The sequence below is a fragment of the Streptomyces sp. NPDC005931 genome (genome assembly GCF_042871235.1).
Taxonomy (GTDB): Bacteria; Actinomycetota; Actinomycetes; order Streptomycetales; family Streptomycetaceae; genus Streptomyces.
The window spans coordinates 213,728-231,124 of record NZ_JBIAIG010000010.1 but is presented as its reverse complement, the minus strand read 5'-3'; the positions used below and the strand labels follow the sequence as shown (position 1 = coordinate 231,124).

Below are 17,397 nucleotides of genomic sequence, written 5' to 3'. Positions count from 1 at the left end.
TCGTGACTATCGCCAAGACGGGGCCGGGTTGCCAAATGAGCCCGGCCCCGACCGGGCGGCTAGGACTCCTCGGGCGGTTCCTCGGTGAGCCGCACCGTGCCGAGGATCTTCTGCACGGTCGCCTCCGGGATCTCGTCCTCGACGCCCTTGGCGCCGTACAGGTTCCAGGTGACGAAGTCGCCCGCGCCGTTCTTGAACGCGAAGGTGATGGCCTTGCCCTCGGAGTCGCACTTGCCGTTCTGGGGGGTGTTCTCCGAGTGCGCGGTCGCGACGCTGCCCTTGAGGCCCGACTTGGTGGTGTACGGCTTGGGTTTGGCGAACTTCACGCTCTTCTTGTCGGGCTGGGTGTACCCGCCGAAGATCCACCACGGGACGCGGGTCTCGGCCGCCATGTCGGTGTCCTTGGCGCCGTTCTCACCACGGGTGCCGGCGGTGGCGAGGGCGGTGTCCTCCTCGCGGCCGTCCTTGTCGTCGTCGCTGGTGCACCACTTGGACTTCAGATAGGCCGGGGCGGTGACGGTGGTGCGGTCCATCTCACCGTCCTTGTCCTCCCATTCGAAGCCCACGCTGGTACCGGGGGACTCGATCTCCCAGTCGGCGGGGACGTCGAACTTGGTGCCGAAACGCGTGTTGACGACGACCTTCCAGCCCGGAACGGTCGCCTTCTCCTCGTCACCGCCCCGCGGGTTGTCGCCGGAGGCGGACGTGCTGGGCTCGGCGGAGGTGTCCTTGGAGGTGGTCGCCGACGGCTTCCCGTCCTTCTTGCCGGCCGTGTCCTCCTTGTCGCCGCCCAGCACCAGGAAACCGGTGACACCGGCGGTCAGGACGACCGCCGTAGCCGCCACGATCGCCACCAGCTTCGTCCGGCTGCCGCCGCCCCCGCCCTGCGGCGGTCCCGGCTCTCCCGCCGGGGCCGGCGTCCCCCACTGCGGCTGTTGCGGGTAGGGGTTCGGCTGCTGGTAGCCGGGCTGCTGATAGGGATTCGGCTGTTGGTACCCCGGCTGCTGGTACGGGTTGTTCGACTGCGGGTTCTGCTCGCCCCCGGGCGGCTGCTGTCCTGGCCACATGGGCAGCAACCCTAGCGGCGCCCCGGACACGATTCGGTCACCGCCCTTTGACGGGGACGTAGCAACCGGGCCGCGCAGGGGCCTCCCGCGGAGCTGGCCAACGATGCTACTCGCGGGTAACCTGCGCTCATGAGCGCAGACCAGATGTCCATCGGCGACATGCTCGCCGCCACCGTGCCCATGGCCCGGACCCTGAACCTCCAGTTCCTGGAGACCACCGCGGACCGGGCGGTGGTGGCCCTGCCGGACCAGGACGCGTACCACAACCACGTGGGCGGGCCGCACGCCGGGGCGATGTTCACGCTCGGTGAGTCCGCGAGCGGTGCGATCGTGCTGGCCGCGTTCGGGGACCAGCTCTCGCGTGCCGTGCCGCTCGCGGTCCGGGCGGAGATCTCGTACAAGAAGCTGGCGATGGGCCCGGTCACCGCGACGGCGACGCTCGGCCGCCCGGCCGCGGAGGTCGTGGCCGAGCTCGACGAGGGCAGGCGCCCGGAGTTCCCGGTGTCGATCGCCATCCGGCGCGAGGACGGGGCGGTCACCGGCGAGATGACCGTGGTCTGGACCCTGCGGCCGAACGGCTGACCGCCGCTCTCCCGCGCGGGACTACGGCCGGCTGTCGGCTTCCCGCCGACCTGGGCCCGCCGGTCGCGGCGTGGCGGCGGAAAGGGCGCCGACGGGTCGGGCGCCGGCGCCGGGTCGGACGGTCACGTCCGGCGGGGCGCAGGGCGGCCACGTACCCCCTGCACCCCCGCGGTGGTGCCCTCGGCCCTTGCGAGTTCTGTCTTCGGAACGTGTTCCAGGCCGTTTCGGGGGCCGTTCGAGATTCGACCCGTCACGGGCGGGACGCACCGGTGGCCGGTGCCTCGTCCGCCGGCGCGAACTCCACGTCCACGACGCCCTCGACGGCCCGGATCAGACGGGCGGCCGCGGGAATCAGAGAGGTGTCGCGGACCTGCCCGACCAGCCGGACCACGCCCTCGTCCACCTCGACCCGCACCGCCGACCCCGGGGCGGGGAACAGGTGCGCCACGACCTCGCGGCGGACCTCCTCGGCGATTTCCTCGTCGTCGCGCAGGAAGACCCGCAGCAGATCGGCGCGGCTGACGATGCCCTCGAGGATGCCGTCCTCGTCCACCACGGGAAGCCGCTTGACCCGGGAGCGTGACATCAGGCGCGCGGCCTCCGCGAGCGTGACGTCGGCGCGGACCGTCACGGCCGGGGAGGTCATCAGCTCCTCCGCGGTCAGCCCGCCGGCCTTGGCCAGGTCGGACAGGCGGCGCAACTGGGTGTACCGGTCGGGATCGCTGTCGCGGAACTCCTCCTTGGGCAGCAGGTCGGCTTCGGAGACCACGCCGATCACCCGGCCCGCGTCCGTCACCACGGGCAGGGCACTGACCTTCCGGTCCTGCAGCAACCGGACGATCTCCTTGAAGCAGGCCCCCCGTCCGACGGCGGCCACCGCCCGCGTCATGACGTCGCTGACGATGTGCGGCTTGCCGTGCATCTCGACTCCTTCGCTGCGGTGGCCGGGCCGCGGGTTCGGCGGGCTCGGGGGCTTCAGAGGGCGCTGCCGGCGCCGTACGGGGCGTACAGGTCCAGCAGCCGGATCCGGGCGGCGCGCAGCCGGTGGGTGACCACGGTCCCCACCCAGTTGGCGATGTCCCGGCCGAGGACGGGGTCGTCCTGGCACAGCGCGAGAACGGTGGCAGCGTCGAACTCGAGGGCGCGGACCGGGGTCGCGGCCTCGGCGCCCAGGTGCCACACGTGCGGCGGGTACAGCCAGGACCAGCCCACGAGTTCGTTGTGTCCCAGGCGCTCGATCACGGCGGCCCGGCGCCCGGGGACGTGCATGTCGAGTTCGACGGTGCCGGTGCGCACGACCCAGAACCGGTCCGCGCGGCCGCCCTCCTCGAACAGCCGCGTGCCCGGCGGGAACGACACCTCGTGGGCGGTCTGCACGATCCGGGCCCGGTGCTCGGCGGGCAGTGCGCGCGACATGCTGGCGGAGGGCGGAGCGATCATGGCGGACCTCCCGGGATGGACGAACTGCCGTTGGGCTTTCAGCGTCCGGCGGCCGTCCGTCCCCGACCATGGGCCGTACGGCCCTGGCGCGGGGGCGTTCGGTCCACTTCGCCGGCGGGCAGGGGCCGTTGGCCGGCCGGTGGCGACGAGGGCCGATCGGTCAGGTGCCCGGACCATGCGGTCCCTGTCGCCGGACCGTGCGGCCCTGTCGGAAGATCGTCCGCTGCAGGACACTGAAGGTGATCCCCCAGACAGCAGGAGGCGCACATGTCCCGCACCATCACCATCGGCCTCGACGGCTCGGCCGAGAGCCGCGCCGCAGCGGAGTGGGCTGCCCGCGAGGCCAAGCTGCGCGGTGTACCGCTGCGGCTGCTGCATGTGTGGGAGCCGGTGCCGGAGCCCATGGCCGAGGCGCCGCTGCTCGGGGCCGAGACGCAGCAGCACTGGAGCGAGCGGGTGCCACGAGAGGCGGCCGAGGGTCTGCGCCTGCGGCACCCCGGCGTCGATGTCATCAAGGACCAGCGGCCGGGCCGGGCCGCCGAAGTGCTGGTCAAGGCCGCGGAGGAGAGCGAGCTGCTCGTTCTCGGGTCGCGGGGGATGAGCGGGTTCGGCGGATTCCTGGTCGGGTCCGTGGGCCTCGCGGTGATCGCCCACCTCGAACGGCCCGTGGTCCTGGTCCGCGCCGGCGAGCAGGCGGCCGACGAGCACGAGCCGGACCCCGCGGGCATCCCGTCCGCGGCCACCCGCTACCGGCCGGTGCTGCTCGGCCTGGACGCCGACAAGCCCGACGACGCGGTGATCGAGTTCGGCTTCGCCGAGGCGGCACTGCGCGGCACGGGGCTGCGTGTGGTGCACGGGTGGAACCTGCCGCCGTACTACGCCTACGGCCTGCCGGCCGATCCTGAGCTGTACGAGGAGGTCGCCGGCCGGCAGGCCGCGGTCCTGGCCAAGGCGATCGCCCCCTGGCGGGAGCGGTACCCGGACGTCGAGGTGCAGGAGGAGTCCTTCGGCGGCAGCCCGTCCATCCGCCTGATCGAAGCCTCCCGCGAGGCCTCGCTCGTGGTCGTCGGCCGCCGCATCCGCCGCAACCCGCTCGGCGCCCACATCGGCCCCATCACCCACGCGGTGCTCCACCACGCGGCGGCTCCGGTGGCGGTCGTCGCCCACGGCTGACCCGGTGACGCGGGGCCGCTGATCCCCTCCATCGCCGTCCGGGCCCGGTCCCGGTCGGCGGTGCCGGGTCGGCGGCGCCGGTCCGTGGTGCGGGTCGGCGGTCCCGGGTCCGTGGTGCCCGGGTCGGCGGCGCCGGTTCGTGGTGCCGGGTCGGCGGCGCCGGTTCGCGGTCCCGGTTCGTGGTGCCGGGTCGGCGGCGCCGGTCCGCGGTCCCGGTTTGTGGTGCCGGTCCGTGGTGGGGTTGGCGGTCCCGGTCCGTGGTCCTGGTCCGTGGTGCCGGGTCGGCAGTGTGGGTCGGTGGTGCCGGCCGGTGCTCCCGATCCGTGTCTGGCGGTCCGCGCCCCCGGACCGCCACCCCGGCCTCCGGCCGGAAGCGGGATCCGGGTTCCTACCCCTGCTCCGGGTCGTTGCCCCGGTTCGGGTGCCTGCCTCCGATCCGGGTCCTGGCTCCGACCGGGTTTCGGTCCCGGGCGTCAGGGCTGAGTCCGGTGATCGGCTGGGGCTCGCCTTCCGGCCGGGGCCCGGCCCGGTCGGCCTTCCGCCTGTGGTCCTGTTTCGAGCCCGGCCTTCGGTCAGGGCTCCGCTGCGATGGGGGGCCTCGCCTCCGGTTGTGGTCGTCGTGTATTCCGGTCACCTGTGTCGGTCCCGATCCGGGGTCGGCGCCGAGTCGAGCCCTGTCCTTCGCCCGGGGCCGTCCCCTGCGCTCCGGGCTGGCGCTCCGGGCCTCCGGCCCGGAGGCATGGACTCGGCCACGGCTCTCCGTCATGAGCCCGCTGCTGCCCCCGATCCCGTCCCCACCCTCGCCGGGCCGGGGCGGCGACGGCCTGGGCGGCGCCGTACCCGCCCCTGCCGCAGGCCGCGCTCGGCCCGGTCGCCCTGGGCCGGCCGCAGCAACCCCGACCCGTCCCGCCCCGGCCCGACCGCCGGCTCCCCGGCGCACACGGAGCGCCCCCGTGCGGTGCCCGCCGGAGCCCGGGCCAACGGTCTTCGCACGACCACCGGTCTGCCGTCCCACCCGGCCGGCGGGACGGCGCCCGCTCCGGTGTCCCCCCGGCCGGAGTCCCCAGGCTCGCTCCTCCCTGGCCGGAGCCCCCGAGGCGCCTGCCACTTCGGCGGCGTCCCGGCTGCGCCGCACGGCACGGAAGCGCAGCGTCGGGCATCGTCGCGCGGGAGACTGGTACCCCTGCCTGAAGCCCGACGCGGAGAGCGGACCGCCCTCGGAGGGTGCCGCCACCGCCCGACCACCGACGTCGACCACCTCACGGAGCCACGATGCCCGAGGAGCAGGACAGCCGGACCGTACTCACCGACGACGAGCTGCGCGCCCTGGACGCCCACTGGCGGGCCGCCAACTACCTGGCCGCGGGCCAGATCTACCTGATGGCCAACCCGCTGCTCACCGAGCCGCTGAAGCCCGAGCACATCAAGCCGCGGCTGCTCGGCCACTGGGGCACCTCGCCCGGGCTGAACCTGGTGTACACGCACCTGAACCGGGTGATCCGGGCGCGCGGGGTGGACGCACTGTGCATCTGGGGGCCAGGGCACGGCGGTCCCTCGGTGCTGGCCAACTCCTGGCTCGAGGGCAGCTACAGCGAGACCTACCCGGACGTCGCCCGGGACGCGGCGGGCATGGAACGGCTGTTCCGCCAGTTCTCCTTCCCCGGCGGCGTGCCCAGCCACGTCGCCCCCGAGGTCCCCGGCTCCATCCACGAGGGCGGCGAGCTCGGCTACTCCCTCGCGCACGCCTACGGTGCCGCGTTCGACCACCCGGGCCTGGTGGTCGCCTGCGTCATCGGGGATGGCGAGGCGGAGACCGGGCCGCTGGCCGCCTCCTGGCACTCCAACAAGTTCCTCGACCCCGCGCACGACGGCGCCGTCCTGCCGATCCTGCACCTGAACGGGTACAAGATCGCCAATCCGACCGTCCTGGCCCGCCTCCCCGAACCCGAACTCGACGAGCTTCTGCGCGGCTACGGCCACGAGCCGCTGCACGTGAGCGGCGACGACCCGGAGACCGTCCACCGCGCCATGGCGCGGGCCATGGACACCGCGCTCGACCGCATCGCCGAGGCGCAGCGCGCGGCCCGCGAGGAAGGCTCCGCCGAGCGCGTGCACTGGCCGGTGATCGTGCTGCGCACCCCCAAGGGCTGGACCGGCCCCGCCGAGGTGGACGGCGAACCCGTGGAGAACACCTGGCGCTCCCACCAGGTCCCGCTGTCCGGCGTCCGCGAGAACCCCGAGCACCTGCGGCAGCTGGAGACCTGGCTCACGTCGTACCGGCCCGAGGAGCTGTTCGACGCCGAGGGCCGCCCCGTCGCGGACGTCCTCGCCTGCCTGCCCGAGGGCTCCCGGCGCCTCGGCTCCACCCCGTACGCCAACGGCGGGCTGCTCGTGCGCGACCTGCCGCTGCCCGCGCTGGACGACTTCGCCGTGCCCGTCGACAAGCCCGGCACCACGCTGCACGAGCCCACCAGGGTCCTCGGCGGCTTCCTCGAACGGGTGATGCGGGACACCGCCGAGCGGCGCGACTTCCGGCTCGTCGGCCCCGACGAGACCGCCTCCAACCGGCTCCAGGCCGTCTTCGAGGCCAGCGGCAAGGCCTGGCAGGCCGGGACCCTCGGCGTCGACGAGCACCTCGACCGGCACGGCCGCGTGCTGGAGATCCTCTCCGAGCACCTGTGCCAGGGTTGGCTCGAGGGTTATCTGCTGACCGGCCGGCATGGACTGTTCTCCTGCTACGAGGCGTTCGTGCACATCGTCGACTCCATGGTCAACCAGCACATCAAATGGCTGAGGACCTCGCGCCAGCTGTCCTGGCGCGCCCCCATCCCCTCCCTCAACTACCTGCTGACCTCGCACGTCTGGCGCCAGGACCACAACGGCTTCTCCCACCAGGACCCCGGCTTCGTGGACCACGTGCTCAACAAGAGCCCCGAGGTCGTACGCGTCTACCTCCCGCCGGACGCCAACACCCTGCTCTCGGTCGCGGACCACGCCCTGCGCAGCCGCGACTACGTCAACGTCGTCGTGGCCGGCAAACAGCCCTGCTTCGACTGGCTGTCGATGGACGAGGCACGAGTCCACTGCGCACGTGGTGCCGGGATCTGGGAGTGGGCCGGCACCGAGAACGGCGGGGAGCCGGACGTGGTGCTGGCCTGCGCGGGGGACGTGCCCACCCAGGAGGTGCTGGCCGCCGTCCAGCTGCTGCGCCGCCATCTGCCCGAGCAGGCCGTCCGCGTCGTGAACGTGGTCGATCTGGCGCGGCTGCTGCCACGCGAGGAGCACCCGCACGGCATGACCGACTTCGAGTTCGACGGCCTGTTCACCGCCGACAAGCCGGTGATCTTCGCCTACCACGGCTATCCCTGGCTCATCCACCGCCTCGCCTACCGCCGCACCGGGCACCGGAACCTGCACGTCCGCGGCTACAAGGAGTCCGGCACCACCACTACGCCGTTCGACATGGTCGTCCGCAACGACCTCGACCGCTACCGGCTCGTCATGGACGTCGTCGACCGTGTCCCCGGCCTCGCCGTGCGCGCCGCCGCCGTGCGCCAGCGGATGGCCGACGCGCGCACCCGGCACCACGCGTGGATCCGCGAGCACGGCACGGATCTGCCCGAGGTCGCCCAGTGGAGCTGGAACGCGTGAGCACCGGGCGCCGTCCTCCGAGCCGGTAGGCTTCCGGTCCGTGCGCCGCGTCGGGCGCACGGACCGCACTACGCATCGGGGATCGGAAGGAAACGGCGTTGCACGTCCAGGAATGGCTCGAGACCGTACCCGCGGTCGCCGTCTACGCGCTGGTGGGAGTGGTCATCGGACTGGAGAGCCTGGGCATCCCGCTGCCGGGCGAGATCATCCTCGTCTCCTCCGCGCTGCTCGCCTCCCAGCACGGCGACATCGACCCGGTGATCCTCGGTGCCTGCGCCACCGCCGGCGCGATCATCGGCGACTCCATCGGTTACGCGATCGGCCGCCGGGGCGGACGCCCGCTGCTGGCCTGGCTGGGCGCGAAGTTCCCCCGCCACTTCAGCGAGGGGCACATCGCCACCGCCGAGCGGTCCTTCCAGAAGTGGGGCATGTGGGCGGTCTTCTTCGGCCGCTTCGTCGCCCTGCTGCGCATCTTCGCGGGGCCGCTCGCGGGCGTGCTGCGGATGCCGTACTGGAAGTTCCTGACCGCCAACGTGCTCGGCGGCATCCTCTGGGCGGGCGGCACCACCGCCGTCATCTACTACGTGGGCATCGTCGCCGAGGCGTGGCTGAAGCGGTTCTCCTGGCTGGGCCTGGTTGCCGCGGTGCTGATCGGGGTGACGTCGATGCTGGTGCTGAAGCGCAAGGCGAGGACGGCTACGGCCCAGCGGGAGACGACCGAGCGGGAACCGGTCCCGGCCACGGACTGACTTCTTCCCGGCGCCCGCGCCCCACGGAGTGCCGCCGCCCGGCGCCGTGCTCGCCGCGGCCAAGGCCTCCCATGGAGGTCGGGCTTCGTACTCGCCGCGGCTACGGCCTCCCGTGGACGTCCCGGTGCGCCTTGGCCAGTTCCGCGTACATCGTTCCGTTGAGGGTCAGGCCCTCGCGTTCCTCTTCCGTCAGCTGCCGCCGGACCTTCGCCGGCACGCCGGCGACGAGCGAGCCCGGGGGCACCTCCATGCCCTGCGGCACCAGTGCCTGCGCCGCGACCAGCGAACCCGCGCCGATCACCGCGCCGTTGAGCACGGTCGCCCCCATCCCGATCAGGCAGTCGTCCCCGACGGTCGCCCCGTGCACCACGGCGTTGTGCCCGATGGAGACCCGTTCGCCCACGCTGACGGGGAAACCCGGGTCGGCGTGCAGCGTGCAGTTGTCCTGGACGTTGCTGCGCGCGCCGACGGAGATCCGCTCCACGTCCCCGCGCACCACCGCCCCGTACCAGACGCTCGTGCCGGCGTGCAGCGTCACGTCCCCGATCACCGTGGCCATGGGCGCGACGAACGCCTCCGGGTCCACCACGGGTTCCTTGCCGCCGATGCCGGTGATCAGCGCCCTGTGCGTCATCGTCGCCTCCTCGTCGGATGATGGAAGGCACCGTACGCCACCCGGTGGGGTGAAGATCACAGGGCTCCCGGGGCATCCGCGGGACGCCCGGCGACTACGGTGAGCGGGTGCCGAAGAGCAGGAACACGTTCTCGTCCTGGCCGCGCCGCCTCGCGCAGCGAGCGGTCCACGCGGGCTGGGCCTGGGCGCAGCGCACGGGCTCGGTGACCGCCGAGCAGCCCGGCCGCTTCCGCTTCGGCGCGATGGGAACAGGTACCAGGCTCGCCTTCCCGCTCGGCACGGTCTTCGGCGAACCGTGGATCCACCTGGGCGCCCACTGCATCGTCGGCGAACAGGTCACCCTGACCGCCGGCCTCATGCCCGACCTCGACCTCGGCCCCGACCCCATCCTGCGCATCGGCGACGGCGTCGTCCTGGGCCGCGGCAGCCACGTCATCGCCGACACCACCGTCACCATCGGCAGCGACTGCTATTTCGGGCCGTACGTCTACGTCACCTCCACCAACCACTCCTACGACGACCCCCACGAACCCATCGGCAAGCAGTGGCCGCGCATGGAGCCGGTGGAGATCGGCCCGGGATGCTGGATCGGCACCGGTGCGGTGATCCTGCCCGGCGCGCGGATCGGGCGGAACGTGGTCGTGGCCGCGGGCGCGGTGGTGCGCGGCACGGTGCCCGATCACGCCGTGGTCGCGGGCGCCCCGGCCCGCGTCGTACGCCGCTGGACGCCCGCGGACGGCTGGCAGCCGCCCCTGCGCACCCCGGCGCCGGTACCCATCCCGGAGGGCGTCACCCCCGAGGAGCTGCGGGCCCTGTCCGAGCTGGACGACGAGAGCATCGCGAGACTGACGCGGCTGGACGGGGCGGACGCCTCCGCGCCGCCGGAGCCGGACGGCGGCGGCAGGGCCAGGCTCGCCGAGCTGGAACCCGGCGGCTGACCCACCGCTCACCCGGTCGCCAGCAGCACCGTCCCGACGAGCGCGAGCCCCGCGCCCGCGGCCTGGATCGCGCGCAGCCGCTCCCTGAGGAAGCCGCGGGCCGCCGCCGCGGTCACCACCGGGTAGAGCGAGGCGAGCACCGCAGCCACCGTGAGCGGGCCGGTCTGCGCGGCGACGGAGTACGTGCCGTTCGCCGCGACGTCGGCGAGCCCCACGAAGGCGAGCGCCGGCAGCGAGCGCCACGGGAAGCCGCCGGGGGGCAGGGCCGGGTTGCCGCGCCGCACCGACACGTACAGCGCGAGACCGCCCGCGGCAACATTGGTCACCCGCTGGACGAACAGGGCGAGGAAGAGACCCGTGAGCGTCGTCGACGCCTCGGCGATGAGCGCCATCACCGCGCCGAACCCGAGGGCCGCGAGCAGCGTGAGCAGGATCGACTGCCGCTGCACCGGCGCGCCCCCGAACCGCGGGCCACCGGCCAGGGCGACCCCGGCGACGGCCACCAGGATGCCGGTGAACTGGAGCACACCGGGACGCTCGCCGAGCACGAGGCCCACGGCCACCGGCACCGCCACGCCCAGCGAGCCGAGCGGCGAGACCACCCCCATCGGTCCCAGGGCCAGGGCCCGGTAGAAGGCCAGCATCGCCACCGGCCCCACCAGCCCGGCGGCCACCGCGAACCACAGCCGGCCGTCCGCCGCGCTCCAGGCGCCGCCGGCGACCACGATCACGCCCAGGACCGCGACGGCGATGCCCTGGGAGACGACGACCACCGTGAGCGCGGGCGTGCGCCGGGTCAGCAGCCCTCCGCCGAAGTCGGCCAGACCCCACAGCAGACTGGTGGCCAGGGCGAAGAGTGCTGTCACGGGGAGCCTCGCAGTACAGTTCGGTGCACGATGGGGTGCACCCCACCGTAGTCGAATCAACTGAACTGTGTCATCCAAAATATTGGACGGAGCGGACCGGACGTGTCGGACCTCGACCTGCTGACCCAGTCCCTGGCGCGCAACGTCAAGCGCTGGCGAACCGAGCGCGGCTTCACCCTGGACGCGCTCGCCGCACGCGCCGGGGTGAGTCGCGGCATGCTCATCCAGATCGAGCAGGCCCGCACCAACCCGAGCATCGGCACGGTCGTCAAGATCGGCGACGCGCTCGGCGTCAGCATCACCACCCTGCTCGACTACGAGCGGGGCCCGAAGGTCCGCGTCGTCCCCGCCGAGCAGGCCGTGCGGCTCTGGCACACCGAGGCCGGCAGCTGGAACCGCCTGCTCGCCGGGACCGAGGCCCCCGGTCCCCTGGAGATGTGGGACTGGCGGCTGATGCCGGGCGACAGCAGTGACTCCGATCCGCACCCCACGGGCACGGTCGAACTCGTCCACGTCACCACCGGGGAGCTGACGCTCACGGTAGACGGAGAGGAGTACCGCGTCCCGGCGGGCGCGAGCGCCTCCTTCGAGGCCAACACCCCGCACACCTACGGCAACAAGGGCGACGTGCCGATGGAAATGGTCATGACCGTCTCGGTGCCGCCCGTGCACTGAGACACCTCTCCGAGGGCCGCCGGCCCGCTGTTACCGTGCGGCCATGCGCGCACCCATCGGAGACTTCGACCACGCGACGCCCGCCACCGAGTGCCTCGACGAGCTCACCGGCCCGGTCGCCGCCGCCGTCCGCTCCTGGGGCGGCAGCGTCCCCGCCGACCGGATCCTCTACGTCGAGACCGACCCGCGCTGGGCCGACACCGCCGTCTTCGTCGAGCACTACGGTCGCGACCTGCTGGAACGGTCCGCGAACTGTGTCGTGGTCGCGGGCAGGCGGGGCGGCGGGAGCACCCTCGCGGCGTGCGTGGTCCTCTCCACCACCCGGGTCGACGTCAACGGCGTGGTGCGGCGCCGGCTCGGAGCCCGCAAGGCGTCCTTCGCCCCGACGGACACCGCTACGGGGCTGACCGGCATGGAGTACGGCGGCATCACCCCGGTCGGACTGCCGGACGACTGGCCCGTCCTGGTGGACGCCGCCGTCGTGGACCTGCCGTACGTGCTCGTGGGCAGCGGCCGCCGGCGCGGCAAGCTGCTGGTGCCGGGCAAGGCGTTCGCGGAGTTGCCGGGCGCGGTCGTCCTTGAGGGGCTGGGCGTCGCCGGCTGAGCGCCACGGGTGGTGGGCGGGTCGCCGCACGCCCCGCCGACCCGCCGCGCCGCTCGTCAGGTCGTCGCATGGTGGGCGAGGGCCAGATGGGGGTCCGCCTCGCCGGGGGCGGGCTCCGGGTCGGCGTGGACCAGCGCCGCCGTCAGGCGAGGTACGGCGTGCAGCAGGGCGTGCTCCGCCTCGACCGCGATCCGGTGGGCCTCGCGCACCGTCACCCCGCCGTCCACGACGACCGCCACCTCGGCGCGCAGCCGGTGGCCGATCCAGCGCAGCCGCAGCTCACCCACCCCGCGCACGTCCGGCACCCGTGCCAGTGCCCGCTCGGCCCGGTCCACCAGCGCCGGGTCCACCGCGTCCATCACCCGCCGGAACACCTCCCGGGCCGCGTCCCGCAGCACCAGCACGATCGCCGCCGTGATCGCGAGCCCGACGACCGGGTCGGCGAGCTGCCACCCCAGCGCCGCGCCACCGGCCCCGAGCAGCACGGCCAGCGAGGTGAAGCCGTCGGTGCGTGCGTGGAGACCGTCGGCCACCAGCGCCGCCGAGCCGATCGCCCGGCCCACACGGATGCGGTACCGGGCGACCCACTCGTTGCCCGCGAACCCGACCAGTGCGGCCACGGCGACCGCCGGGACGTGCTCCACGGGGCGCGGGTCGAGCAGCCGGTCGACCGCCGTCCAGCCGGCGAATGCCGCCGACGCGGCGATCGTCAGCACGATCGCGATCCCCGCCAGGTCCTCCGCCCGTCCGTAGCCGTAGGTGAAGCGCCGGGTGGCCGCCCGCCGCCCCAGCACGAAGGCGATACCCAGCGGTACGGCGGTCAGCGCGTCCGCCGTGTTGTGCACCGTGTCGCCGAGCAGGGCGACCGACCCCGAGAGGGCCACCACGACCGCCTGGGCCAGCGCCGTCGCGCCGAGCACCGCCAGTGAGACCCACAGGGCCCGCATGCCCCGGGACGAGGACTCCAGCGCCGAGTCCAGCTTGTCGGCGGTCTCGTGGGAGTGCGGGGTGAGGAGGTGGGCGAGGCGATGGCGCAGGGCGCCCGCGCGGCCGTGCCGGTGCCCGCCCGTGTGCGCGTGGGGCTGTCCGCCCTTGTGCGCGTGGTGCTCGCGGGTGTGGGTGTGGTCGTGAGTGCCGGTGTGATCCGGGGTGCGCTGGTGGGTGTGGGTGTGGGTGGGGTCGTGAGTGGCGTCGGGGACGTGGTCATGGGCCTGTGGAGCCGCGCCGCCGTGACGCGGGACGGGGCCCTGCCCGTGCCCGTGATCCGGCCCGTGTCCGTGCCCCAACGCGTGGCCCGGCCCGTGCCCGTGCCCCAACGCGTGCCCGTGCCCGGGCTCCTCGTCGTGGTCCTGCCGTTCGTTCACGTGGGTCCCCTTCCGGTGCGGGAGGTGGACGCGGTGATGTCCACGGGGCCATTATGTGCGTATGAGCGCACGCATGCACCTATCACCTGCGCACGATGCGCACCCGCGCAACCCGGGCGAGGAAGAGTTCGCCCTCGCGGCGGAACTGCTCGCGCTGCTCGGCGACCGCACCCGGCTGACCCTGCTGCACGCCCTGACCGGGGGAGAGGCCGATGTCGGCACCCTCACGGAGGCGTGCGGTGCCGCCCGCCCGGCGGTCAGCCAGCACCTGGCGCGGCTGCGTCTCGCAGGGCTGGTGGACACGCGGAAGGAAGGCCGCAGGGTGATCTACTCCCTGCGTGACGGCCATCTGCGCCGCCTGGTGGACGAGGCACTGAAGGTGGCCGACCACCGCCTCGGTGACCGCCCCGTGCACGACTGACACGGGCGGGCGCGGAGCCGCTCAGTACCGCTCGGCCGTGCCCAGGTACTGCTCCGCGAACGCGGCTGCGGCGACGGGGGAGCTGAACAGCCGGCGCAGGCGGGCGAGGGTGGTGCCGGCGCGGAACGGGTCGCCCGCCGCAGTGCCGTGGAACAGCTCGGACAACCACTGCGAGAACTCCTGGTAGTCCCACACCCGCCGCAGACACGCCTGCGAGTACGCGGCCAGTGCGCCGCCGTCGTCCTTCGCCAGCCGTGCGGCCAGGGCGTCGCCCAGCAGGAAGGCGTCGTGCAGGGCGAGGTTCATGCCCTTGGCGGCGATCGGCGCGACCAGATGGGCCGCGTCCCCGGCCAGGAACAGCCGCCCGGACGCCATCGACTCGAGCACGTAGTCGTGCATGTCCAGCACGCGCTTCTCGATCAGCCGGCCCTCGGTCAACGGGGCCGCGCCCGCCGCGCCGAGCCGCCGGCGCAGCTCCGCCCACACGCGCTCGTGCGGCCAGTCGTCCGGGTCGTCGCCGGGCGGACACTGGAGGTAGTAGCGGGTGACCGCGGGGCTGCGCGGCATCTGACCGGCGAAGCCGTCCGGATGGCAGCCGAACAGCACGCAGTCGGCGGACGGCGGCGCCTCGGCGAGCAGGGCCAGCCAGCCGATGCCGTAGTCGTGCCGCGCCACGCGGGCCCGGTCCGGCGGCAGCGAGGCCCTGCTCACCCCGCGGGCCCCGTCGCAACCCGCGACGAACTCGCACGCGACGACCTCCCGCCGCCCCGTCTGCGGACAGACGTAGGACACGGACGGCCGCTCGCCGTCCAGGCCGTGCAGCCGCACGTCCCGCACGCCGAATCGTGCGGCTCCGCCCCGCACGTCCGCGTACGTGCGCACCAGGTCCGTCACGAGCAACGGCTGGGGATACACCCAGTGGTGGCGGCCCGTCAGCTCCTGGTAGGAGAAGCGGTACCGCTCCCCGTCGAAGCGGAACTCGCACGCGGTGTGCCGCTCCGCCCGCTCCAGCAGGTGGTCCGCCAGGCCACGCTCCTCCAGACCGCGGACCGCCCATTCCTCGATCACACCGGCCCGGGGGCGCCGTTCGATGGCTTCCCGCGTCTCGGTCTCCAGGACGAGGCACTCCACACCGGCCGCCCCGAAGGATGTTGCCGACGGTCAGCCCGGCGGGGCCGGCGCCCACCACGACGACCGGAAAGCACTGCGGGACAACGGAGTCGGCGTGTGCGGACGTCGCGGTCACCGGGTCATTATGGCGGCCCGGCATCCGGGCGGCACCGCTCCGTGCGGCAGCTTCGCGCGGTGGCGCGGGTGGCTAGCGCAGCCGGGGTATCTCGATAGCGGGGCAGCGGTCCATCACCATCTCCGGGCCCGCCGCGCGCGTCCGGTCGTAGGCCGCCACATCGACGACGCCGAGCTGGAACCACACCGCCCCGGCTCCCTTGGCGACCGCCTCGTCCGCGACGCCGCCCGCGAGGTCGCTGTTGACGAACACGTCCACGACGTCCACGGCGAAGGGAATGTCCGCGAGCGAGGCGTAGCCCTGCTCGCCGAGCACCGTCTCCGCCTTGGGGTGCACGGGCACCACGCGCTTGCCGAAGCGCTGGAGCACCTGGGCGACGCCGTACGCCGCGCGCCGCTGGTTCGTCGACAGGCCCACCACGGCCCACGTGTCACCGAGCTCGGTGAGGATCCTGCGGACCGTTGCCTCGTCGCCGTACACCGTGGGCCTCCTGAAAGTCGTCGGGATCTGTTCGCCGAGAGCTGTCATGCGGACAACGGTCCACGGTCCGTGGTGATTCCCGGCACTCGCCGTGACGGCCCGCCGTCCGGGTGCGCCACGGGCGCCCGGAAAGCGCGCGAGACGCCCCACGCGCCCTCTCACGCGCCTACGCTCGCCTCGTGCTGCGCATCACCGACGCCCGAACCGGCGACCTCGTCGACGCCGCCCCCGCCCGGCGGGGCCTGACCCGCGTGGAGGTCCACGCGCAGGAGTTCGACCCGACGAACCTGCGCGTGCTCCTCGTCGCCGACCTCCTCGTCCGCGCCCTGGAACTCGGCGGCACCCCCGTCTGGGCGCTGCTCTCCGCCGAGCACCGGCGGACGGAACTGCGCGCGGCGGCCTCGGCCCTCGGCGTCCGGCCCTTCGAAGAGGGCCACAAGGCCGGGACCGGCCTGGGCGAGGCGCAGGTCCTGCACGTCGTCGCCGAGGGCGGCCCGAGACCCGACGGCGTACGGATCGCGGCGGCGCCCGTCGGGTGGGACGACCGGGGCGCTGCGCACCCCGCCGGTCCGGCCACCGCGCCGACCGGATGGGACGTCCCCGGCGCACCCGGCGGAACCGACCCCGCCGTCCTGCGCCTGGCCCTGCTCGCGCAGCCCAGGGCCACGCCCCTGCTGCTCGGCCCCACCGCCCTGGGCGACGCCGAGGACACCCTGGCGCGCTGGCGCCGTGCGGTCGCCGTCTGGGCGCAGCGGCCCTCACGGCCGATCCCCGACGAGATCCGTGCGGACCTGCGCCGCGCGTGGGAGAACGACCTGGACGCGACGGGCGTGCTCCGTGTCCTGCGCGGCGTGGAGACCGCGCCGGAAGTGCCCGACGGCGCCCGCTTCGAGACCTACGCCTACGCCGACCGGCTGCTCGGCCTCCACCTCACCCGCGACCTGGGAGCCCCGCAGTGATCGAGCGTGCCGCCGGGCCACTGCGCCGGCTGGTCGTCCTGCGCCACGCCAAGTCCGCGCGGCCCGAGGGCGTGGCCGACCACGAACGTCCGCTGTCCCGGCGCGGGCGCAGGGACGCCCCGGCCGCCGGCCGCGCGCTCGCCGAGGCCGACTGCCTGCCCGGCCTCGCCCTGTGCTCCACCGCCGTGCGCGCGCGGCACACCTGGGAACTGGCCTGCGCCCAGTGGGGGACGCCCCCGCCGGTCCGCCTCGACCCGCGCCTGTACGGCGCCGACGCGCCCGAACTGCTGACGGTGGTGCGCGAGGTGCCCGCGGAGGTCGAGACCCTGCTGCTGATCGGGCACAACCCGGGCCTGGAGGATCTTGTCCTGACCCTGGCAGGCGACGGACTCGACGACACCCTGGACCGGGTGCGGGCCAAGTTCCCCACCTCGGCCTTCGCCGTGCTGTCCTGGCGCGGCGCGGGCTGGCGCGACCTCGCCCCCGGCGCGGCCCTGCTCACCTCGGTGACCGTGCCCCGGGGCCGCGAACCGTAGCCCGGAGGGCCC

General features: G+C 73.9%; 17 protein-coding genes and 1 pseudogene. 10 read left to right on the top strand and 8 right to left on the bottom strand.

Annotated elements, in window-relative coordinates; all coding sequences use genetic code 11:
• Nucleotides 1–59: 59 nt before the first annotated feature.
• Nucleotides 60–1,067, bottom strand: coding sequence for a hypothetical protein (locus ACFYOV_RS23450; RefSeq protein ID WP_389090326.1), 1,008 nt, complete (start codon nucleotides 1,065–1,067; stop codon nucleotides 60–62).
• Between the two features lie 144 nt (nucleotides 1,068–1,211).
• Between ACFYOV_RS23450 and ACFYOV_RS23445 the strand changes: the two genes are divergently transcribed.
• Nucleotides 1,212–1,649, top strand: a complete 438-nt coding sequence (locus tag ACFYOV_RS23445; protein ID WP_389090406.1) for a DUF4442 domain-containing protein — start codon at nucleotides 1,212–1,214, stop codon at nucleotides 1,647–1,649.
• 250 nt (nucleotides 1,650–1,899) lie between these two features.
• Here the strand turns inward: ACFYOV_RS23445 and ACFYOV_RS23440 are convergent, their stop codons facing one another.
• Nucleotides 1,900–2,571 (bottom strand): CBS domain-containing protein, encoded by a 672-nt coding sequence (locus tag ACFYOV_RS23440; protein ID WP_389090324.1) that lies wholly within the window; start codon nucleotides 2,569–2,571, stop codon nucleotides 1,900–1,902.
• 53 nt (nucleotides 2,572–2,624) lie between these two features.
• Nucleotides 2,625–3,089 carry a cyclic nucleotide-binding domain-containing protein gene (locus ACFYOV_RS23435; RefSeq protein WP_389090323.1) on the bottom strand — a complete coding sequence of 155 codons (465 nt, stop codon included), beginning with the start codon at nucleotides 3,087–3,089 and terminating at the stop codon, nucleotides 2,625–2,627.
• A gap of 267 nt (nucleotides 3,090–3,356) precedes the next feature.
• Between ACFYOV_RS23435 and ACFYOV_RS23430 the strand changes: the two genes are divergently transcribed.
• The 3 genes from ACFYOV_RS23430 (at nucleotide 3,357) to ACFYOV_RS23420 (ending at nucleotide 8,662) form a co-directional block, all read left to right on the top strand.
• A complete protein-coding gene (locus tag ACFYOV_RS23430) occupies nucleotides 3,357–4,262 on the top strand; it encodes a universal stress protein (protein ID WP_389090322.1) in 906 nt (301 codons plus the stop codon).
• Nucleotides 4,263–5,534: 1,272 nt separating this feature from the next.
• Nucleotides 5,535–7,913: a phosphoketolase gene (locus tag ACFYOV_RS23425; RefSeq protein ID WP_389090320.1), complete on the top strand. Its 2,379-nt coding sequence runs from the start codon at nucleotides 5,535–5,537 to the stop codon at nucleotides 7,911–7,913.
• A gap of 98 nt (nucleotides 7,914–8,011) precedes the next feature.
• Nucleotides 8,012–8,662 (top strand): DedA family protein, encoded by a 651-nt coding sequence (locus ACFYOV_RS23420; protein WP_389090319.1) that lies wholly within the window; start codon nucleotides 8,012–8,014, stop codon nucleotides 8,660–8,662.
• A gap of 100 nt (nucleotides 8,663–8,762) precedes the next feature.
• Here the strand turns inward: ACFYOV_RS23420 and ACFYOV_RS23415 are convergent, their stop codons facing one another.
• On the bottom strand, nucleotides 8,763–9,296 hold the full coding sequence (locus ACFYOV_RS23415; protein WP_389090317.1) for a gamma carbonic anhydrase family protein: 534 nt from the start codon (nucleotides 9,294–9,296) through the stop codon (nucleotides 8,763–8,765).
• A gap of 107 nt (nucleotides 9,297–9,403) precedes the next feature.
• On the opposite strand from ACFYOV_RS23415, the gene ACFYOV_RS23410 reads away from it, so the two are divergent.
• Nucleotides 9,404–10,234, top strand: a complete 831-nt coding sequence (locus ACFYOV_RS23410; RefSeq protein ID WP_389090316.1) for an acyltransferase — start codon at nucleotides 9,404–9,406, stop codon at nucleotides 10,232–10,234.
• Nucleotides 10,235–10,242: 8 nt separating this feature from the next.
• Here ACFYOV_RS23410 and ACFYOV_RS23405 read toward each other — a convergent pair whose 3' ends face one another.
• Nucleotides 10,243–11,100 carry a DMT family transporter gene (locus ACFYOV_RS23405; protein ID WP_389090315.1) on the bottom strand — a complete coding sequence of 286 codons (858 nt, stop codon included), beginning with the start codon at nucleotides 11,098–11,100 and terminating at the stop codon, nucleotides 10,243–10,245.
• Between the two features lie 102 nt (nucleotides 11,101–11,202).
• Here ACFYOV_RS23405 and ACFYOV_RS23400 point away from each other — a divergent pair, with 102 nt between their 5' ends.
• Together ACFYOV_RS23400 and ACFYOV_RS23395 are read left to right on the top strand one after the other, a co-directional pair.
• Nucleotides 11,203–11,775, top strand: coding sequence for a helix-turn-helix domain-containing protein (locus ACFYOV_RS23400; RefSeq protein WP_389090313.1), 573 nt, complete (start codon nucleotides 11,203–11,205; stop codon nucleotides 11,773–11,775).
• Between the two features lie 43 nt (nucleotides 11,776–11,818).
• Entirely contained in the window at nucleotides 11,819–12,379 is a 561-nt protein-coding gene (locus ACFYOV_RS23395) for a YbaK/EbsC family protein (protein WP_389090312.1), read from the top strand.
• Between the two features lie 56 nt (nucleotides 12,380–12,435).
• On the opposite strand, the gene ACFYOV_RS23390 is transcribed toward ACFYOV_RS23395, so the two are convergent.
• Complete coding sequence (locus ACFYOV_RS23390; RefSeq protein WP_389090311.1) at nucleotides 12,436–13,743, bottom strand: cation diffusion facilitator family transporter; 1,308 nt, start codon at nucleotides 13,741–13,743, stop codon at nucleotides 12,436–12,438.
• Between the two features lie 61 nt (nucleotides 13,744–13,804).
• Here ACFYOV_RS23390 and ACFYOV_RS23385 point away from each other — a divergent pair, with 61 nt between their 5' ends.
• Nucleotides 13,805–14,164: an ArsR/SmtB family transcription factor gene (locus tag ACFYOV_RS23385; protein WP_389090309.1), complete on the top strand. Its 360-nt coding sequence runs from the start codon at nucleotides 13,805–13,807 to the stop codon at nucleotides 14,162–14,164.
• 21 nt (nucleotides 14,165–14,185) lie between these two features.
• On the opposite strand, the pseudogene ACFYOV_RS23380 reads toward ACFYOV_RS23385, so the two are convergent.
• Both ACFYOV_RS23380 and ACFYOV_RS23375 read right to left on the bottom strand, forming a co-directional pair.
• Nucleotides 14,186–15,410: pseudogene (locus ACFYOV_RS23380) on the bottom strand (4-hydroxybenzoate 3-monooxygenase).
• Between the two features lie 72 nt (nucleotides 15,411–15,482).
• On the bottom strand, nucleotides 15,483–15,890 hold the full coding sequence (locus tag ACFYOV_RS23375; protein WP_389090404.1) for a CoA-binding protein: 408 nt from the start codon (nucleotides 15,888–15,890) through the stop codon (nucleotides 15,483–15,485).
• A gap of 179 nt (nucleotides 15,891–16,069) precedes the next feature.
• Between ACFYOV_RS23375 and ACFYOV_RS23370 the strand changes: the two genes are divergently transcribed.
• Together ACFYOV_RS23370 and ACFYOV_RS23365 are read left to right on the top strand one after the other, a co-directional pair.
• Nucleotides 16,070–16,849 carry a hypothetical protein gene (locus tag ACFYOV_RS23370; protein ID WP_389090308.1) on the top strand — a complete coding sequence of 260 codons (780 nt, stop codon included), beginning with the start codon at nucleotides 16,070–16,072 and terminating at the stop codon, nucleotides 16,847–16,849.
• On the top strand, nucleotides 16,846–17,385 hold the full coding sequence (locus ACFYOV_RS23365; RefSeq protein WP_389090306.1) for a SixA phosphatase family protein: 540 nt from the start codon (nucleotides 16,846–16,848) through the stop codon (nucleotides 17,383–17,385). Before ACFYOV_RS23370 ends, ACFYOV_RS23365 begins: the two co-directional genes overlap by 4 nt.
• Nucleotides 17,386–17,397 lie beyond the last annotated feature (12 nt).

What these genes read in the sequence shown, in the direction of transcription:
- ACFYOV_RS23450 (WP_389090326.1), bottom strand. Translation starts at nt 1,067, where the DNA reads ATGTGGCCAGGACAGCAGCCGCCCGGGGGCGAGCAGAACCCGCAGTCG.
- ACFYOV_RS23445 (WP_389090406.1), top strand. Translation starts at nt 1,212, where the DNA reads ATGTCCATCGGCGACATGCTCGCCGCCACCGTGCCCATGGCCCGGACC.
- ACFYOV_RS23440 (WP_389090324.1), bottom strand. Translation starts at nt 2,571, where the DNA reads ATGCACGGCAAGCCGCACATCGTCAGCGACGTCATGACGCGGGCGGTG.
- ACFYOV_RS23435 (WP_389090323.1), bottom strand. Translation starts at nt 3,089, where the DNA reads ATGATCGCTCCGCCCTCCGCCAGCATGTCGCGCGCACTGCCCGCCGAG.
- ACFYOV_RS23430 (WP_389090322.1), top strand. Translation starts at nt 3,357, where the DNA reads ATGTCCCGCACCATCACCATCGGCCTCGACGGCTCGGCCGAGAGCCGC.
- ACFYOV_RS23425 (WP_389090320.1), top strand. Translation starts at nt 5,535, where the DNA reads ATGCCCGAGGAGCAGGACAGCCGGACCGTACTCACCGACGACGAGCTG.
- ACFYOV_RS23415 (WP_389090317.1), bottom strand. Translation starts at nt 9,296, where the DNA reads ATGACGCACAGGGCGCTGATCACCGGCATCGGCGGCAAGGAACCCGTG.
- ACFYOV_RS23395 (WP_389090312.1), top strand. Translation starts at nt 11,819, where the DNA reads ATGCGCGCACCCATCGGAGACTTCGACCACGCGACGCCCGCCACCGAG.
- ACFYOV_RS23385 (WP_389090309.1), top strand. Translation starts at nt 13,805, where the DNA reads ATGAGCGCACGCATGCACCTATCACCTGCGCACGATGCGCACCCGCGC.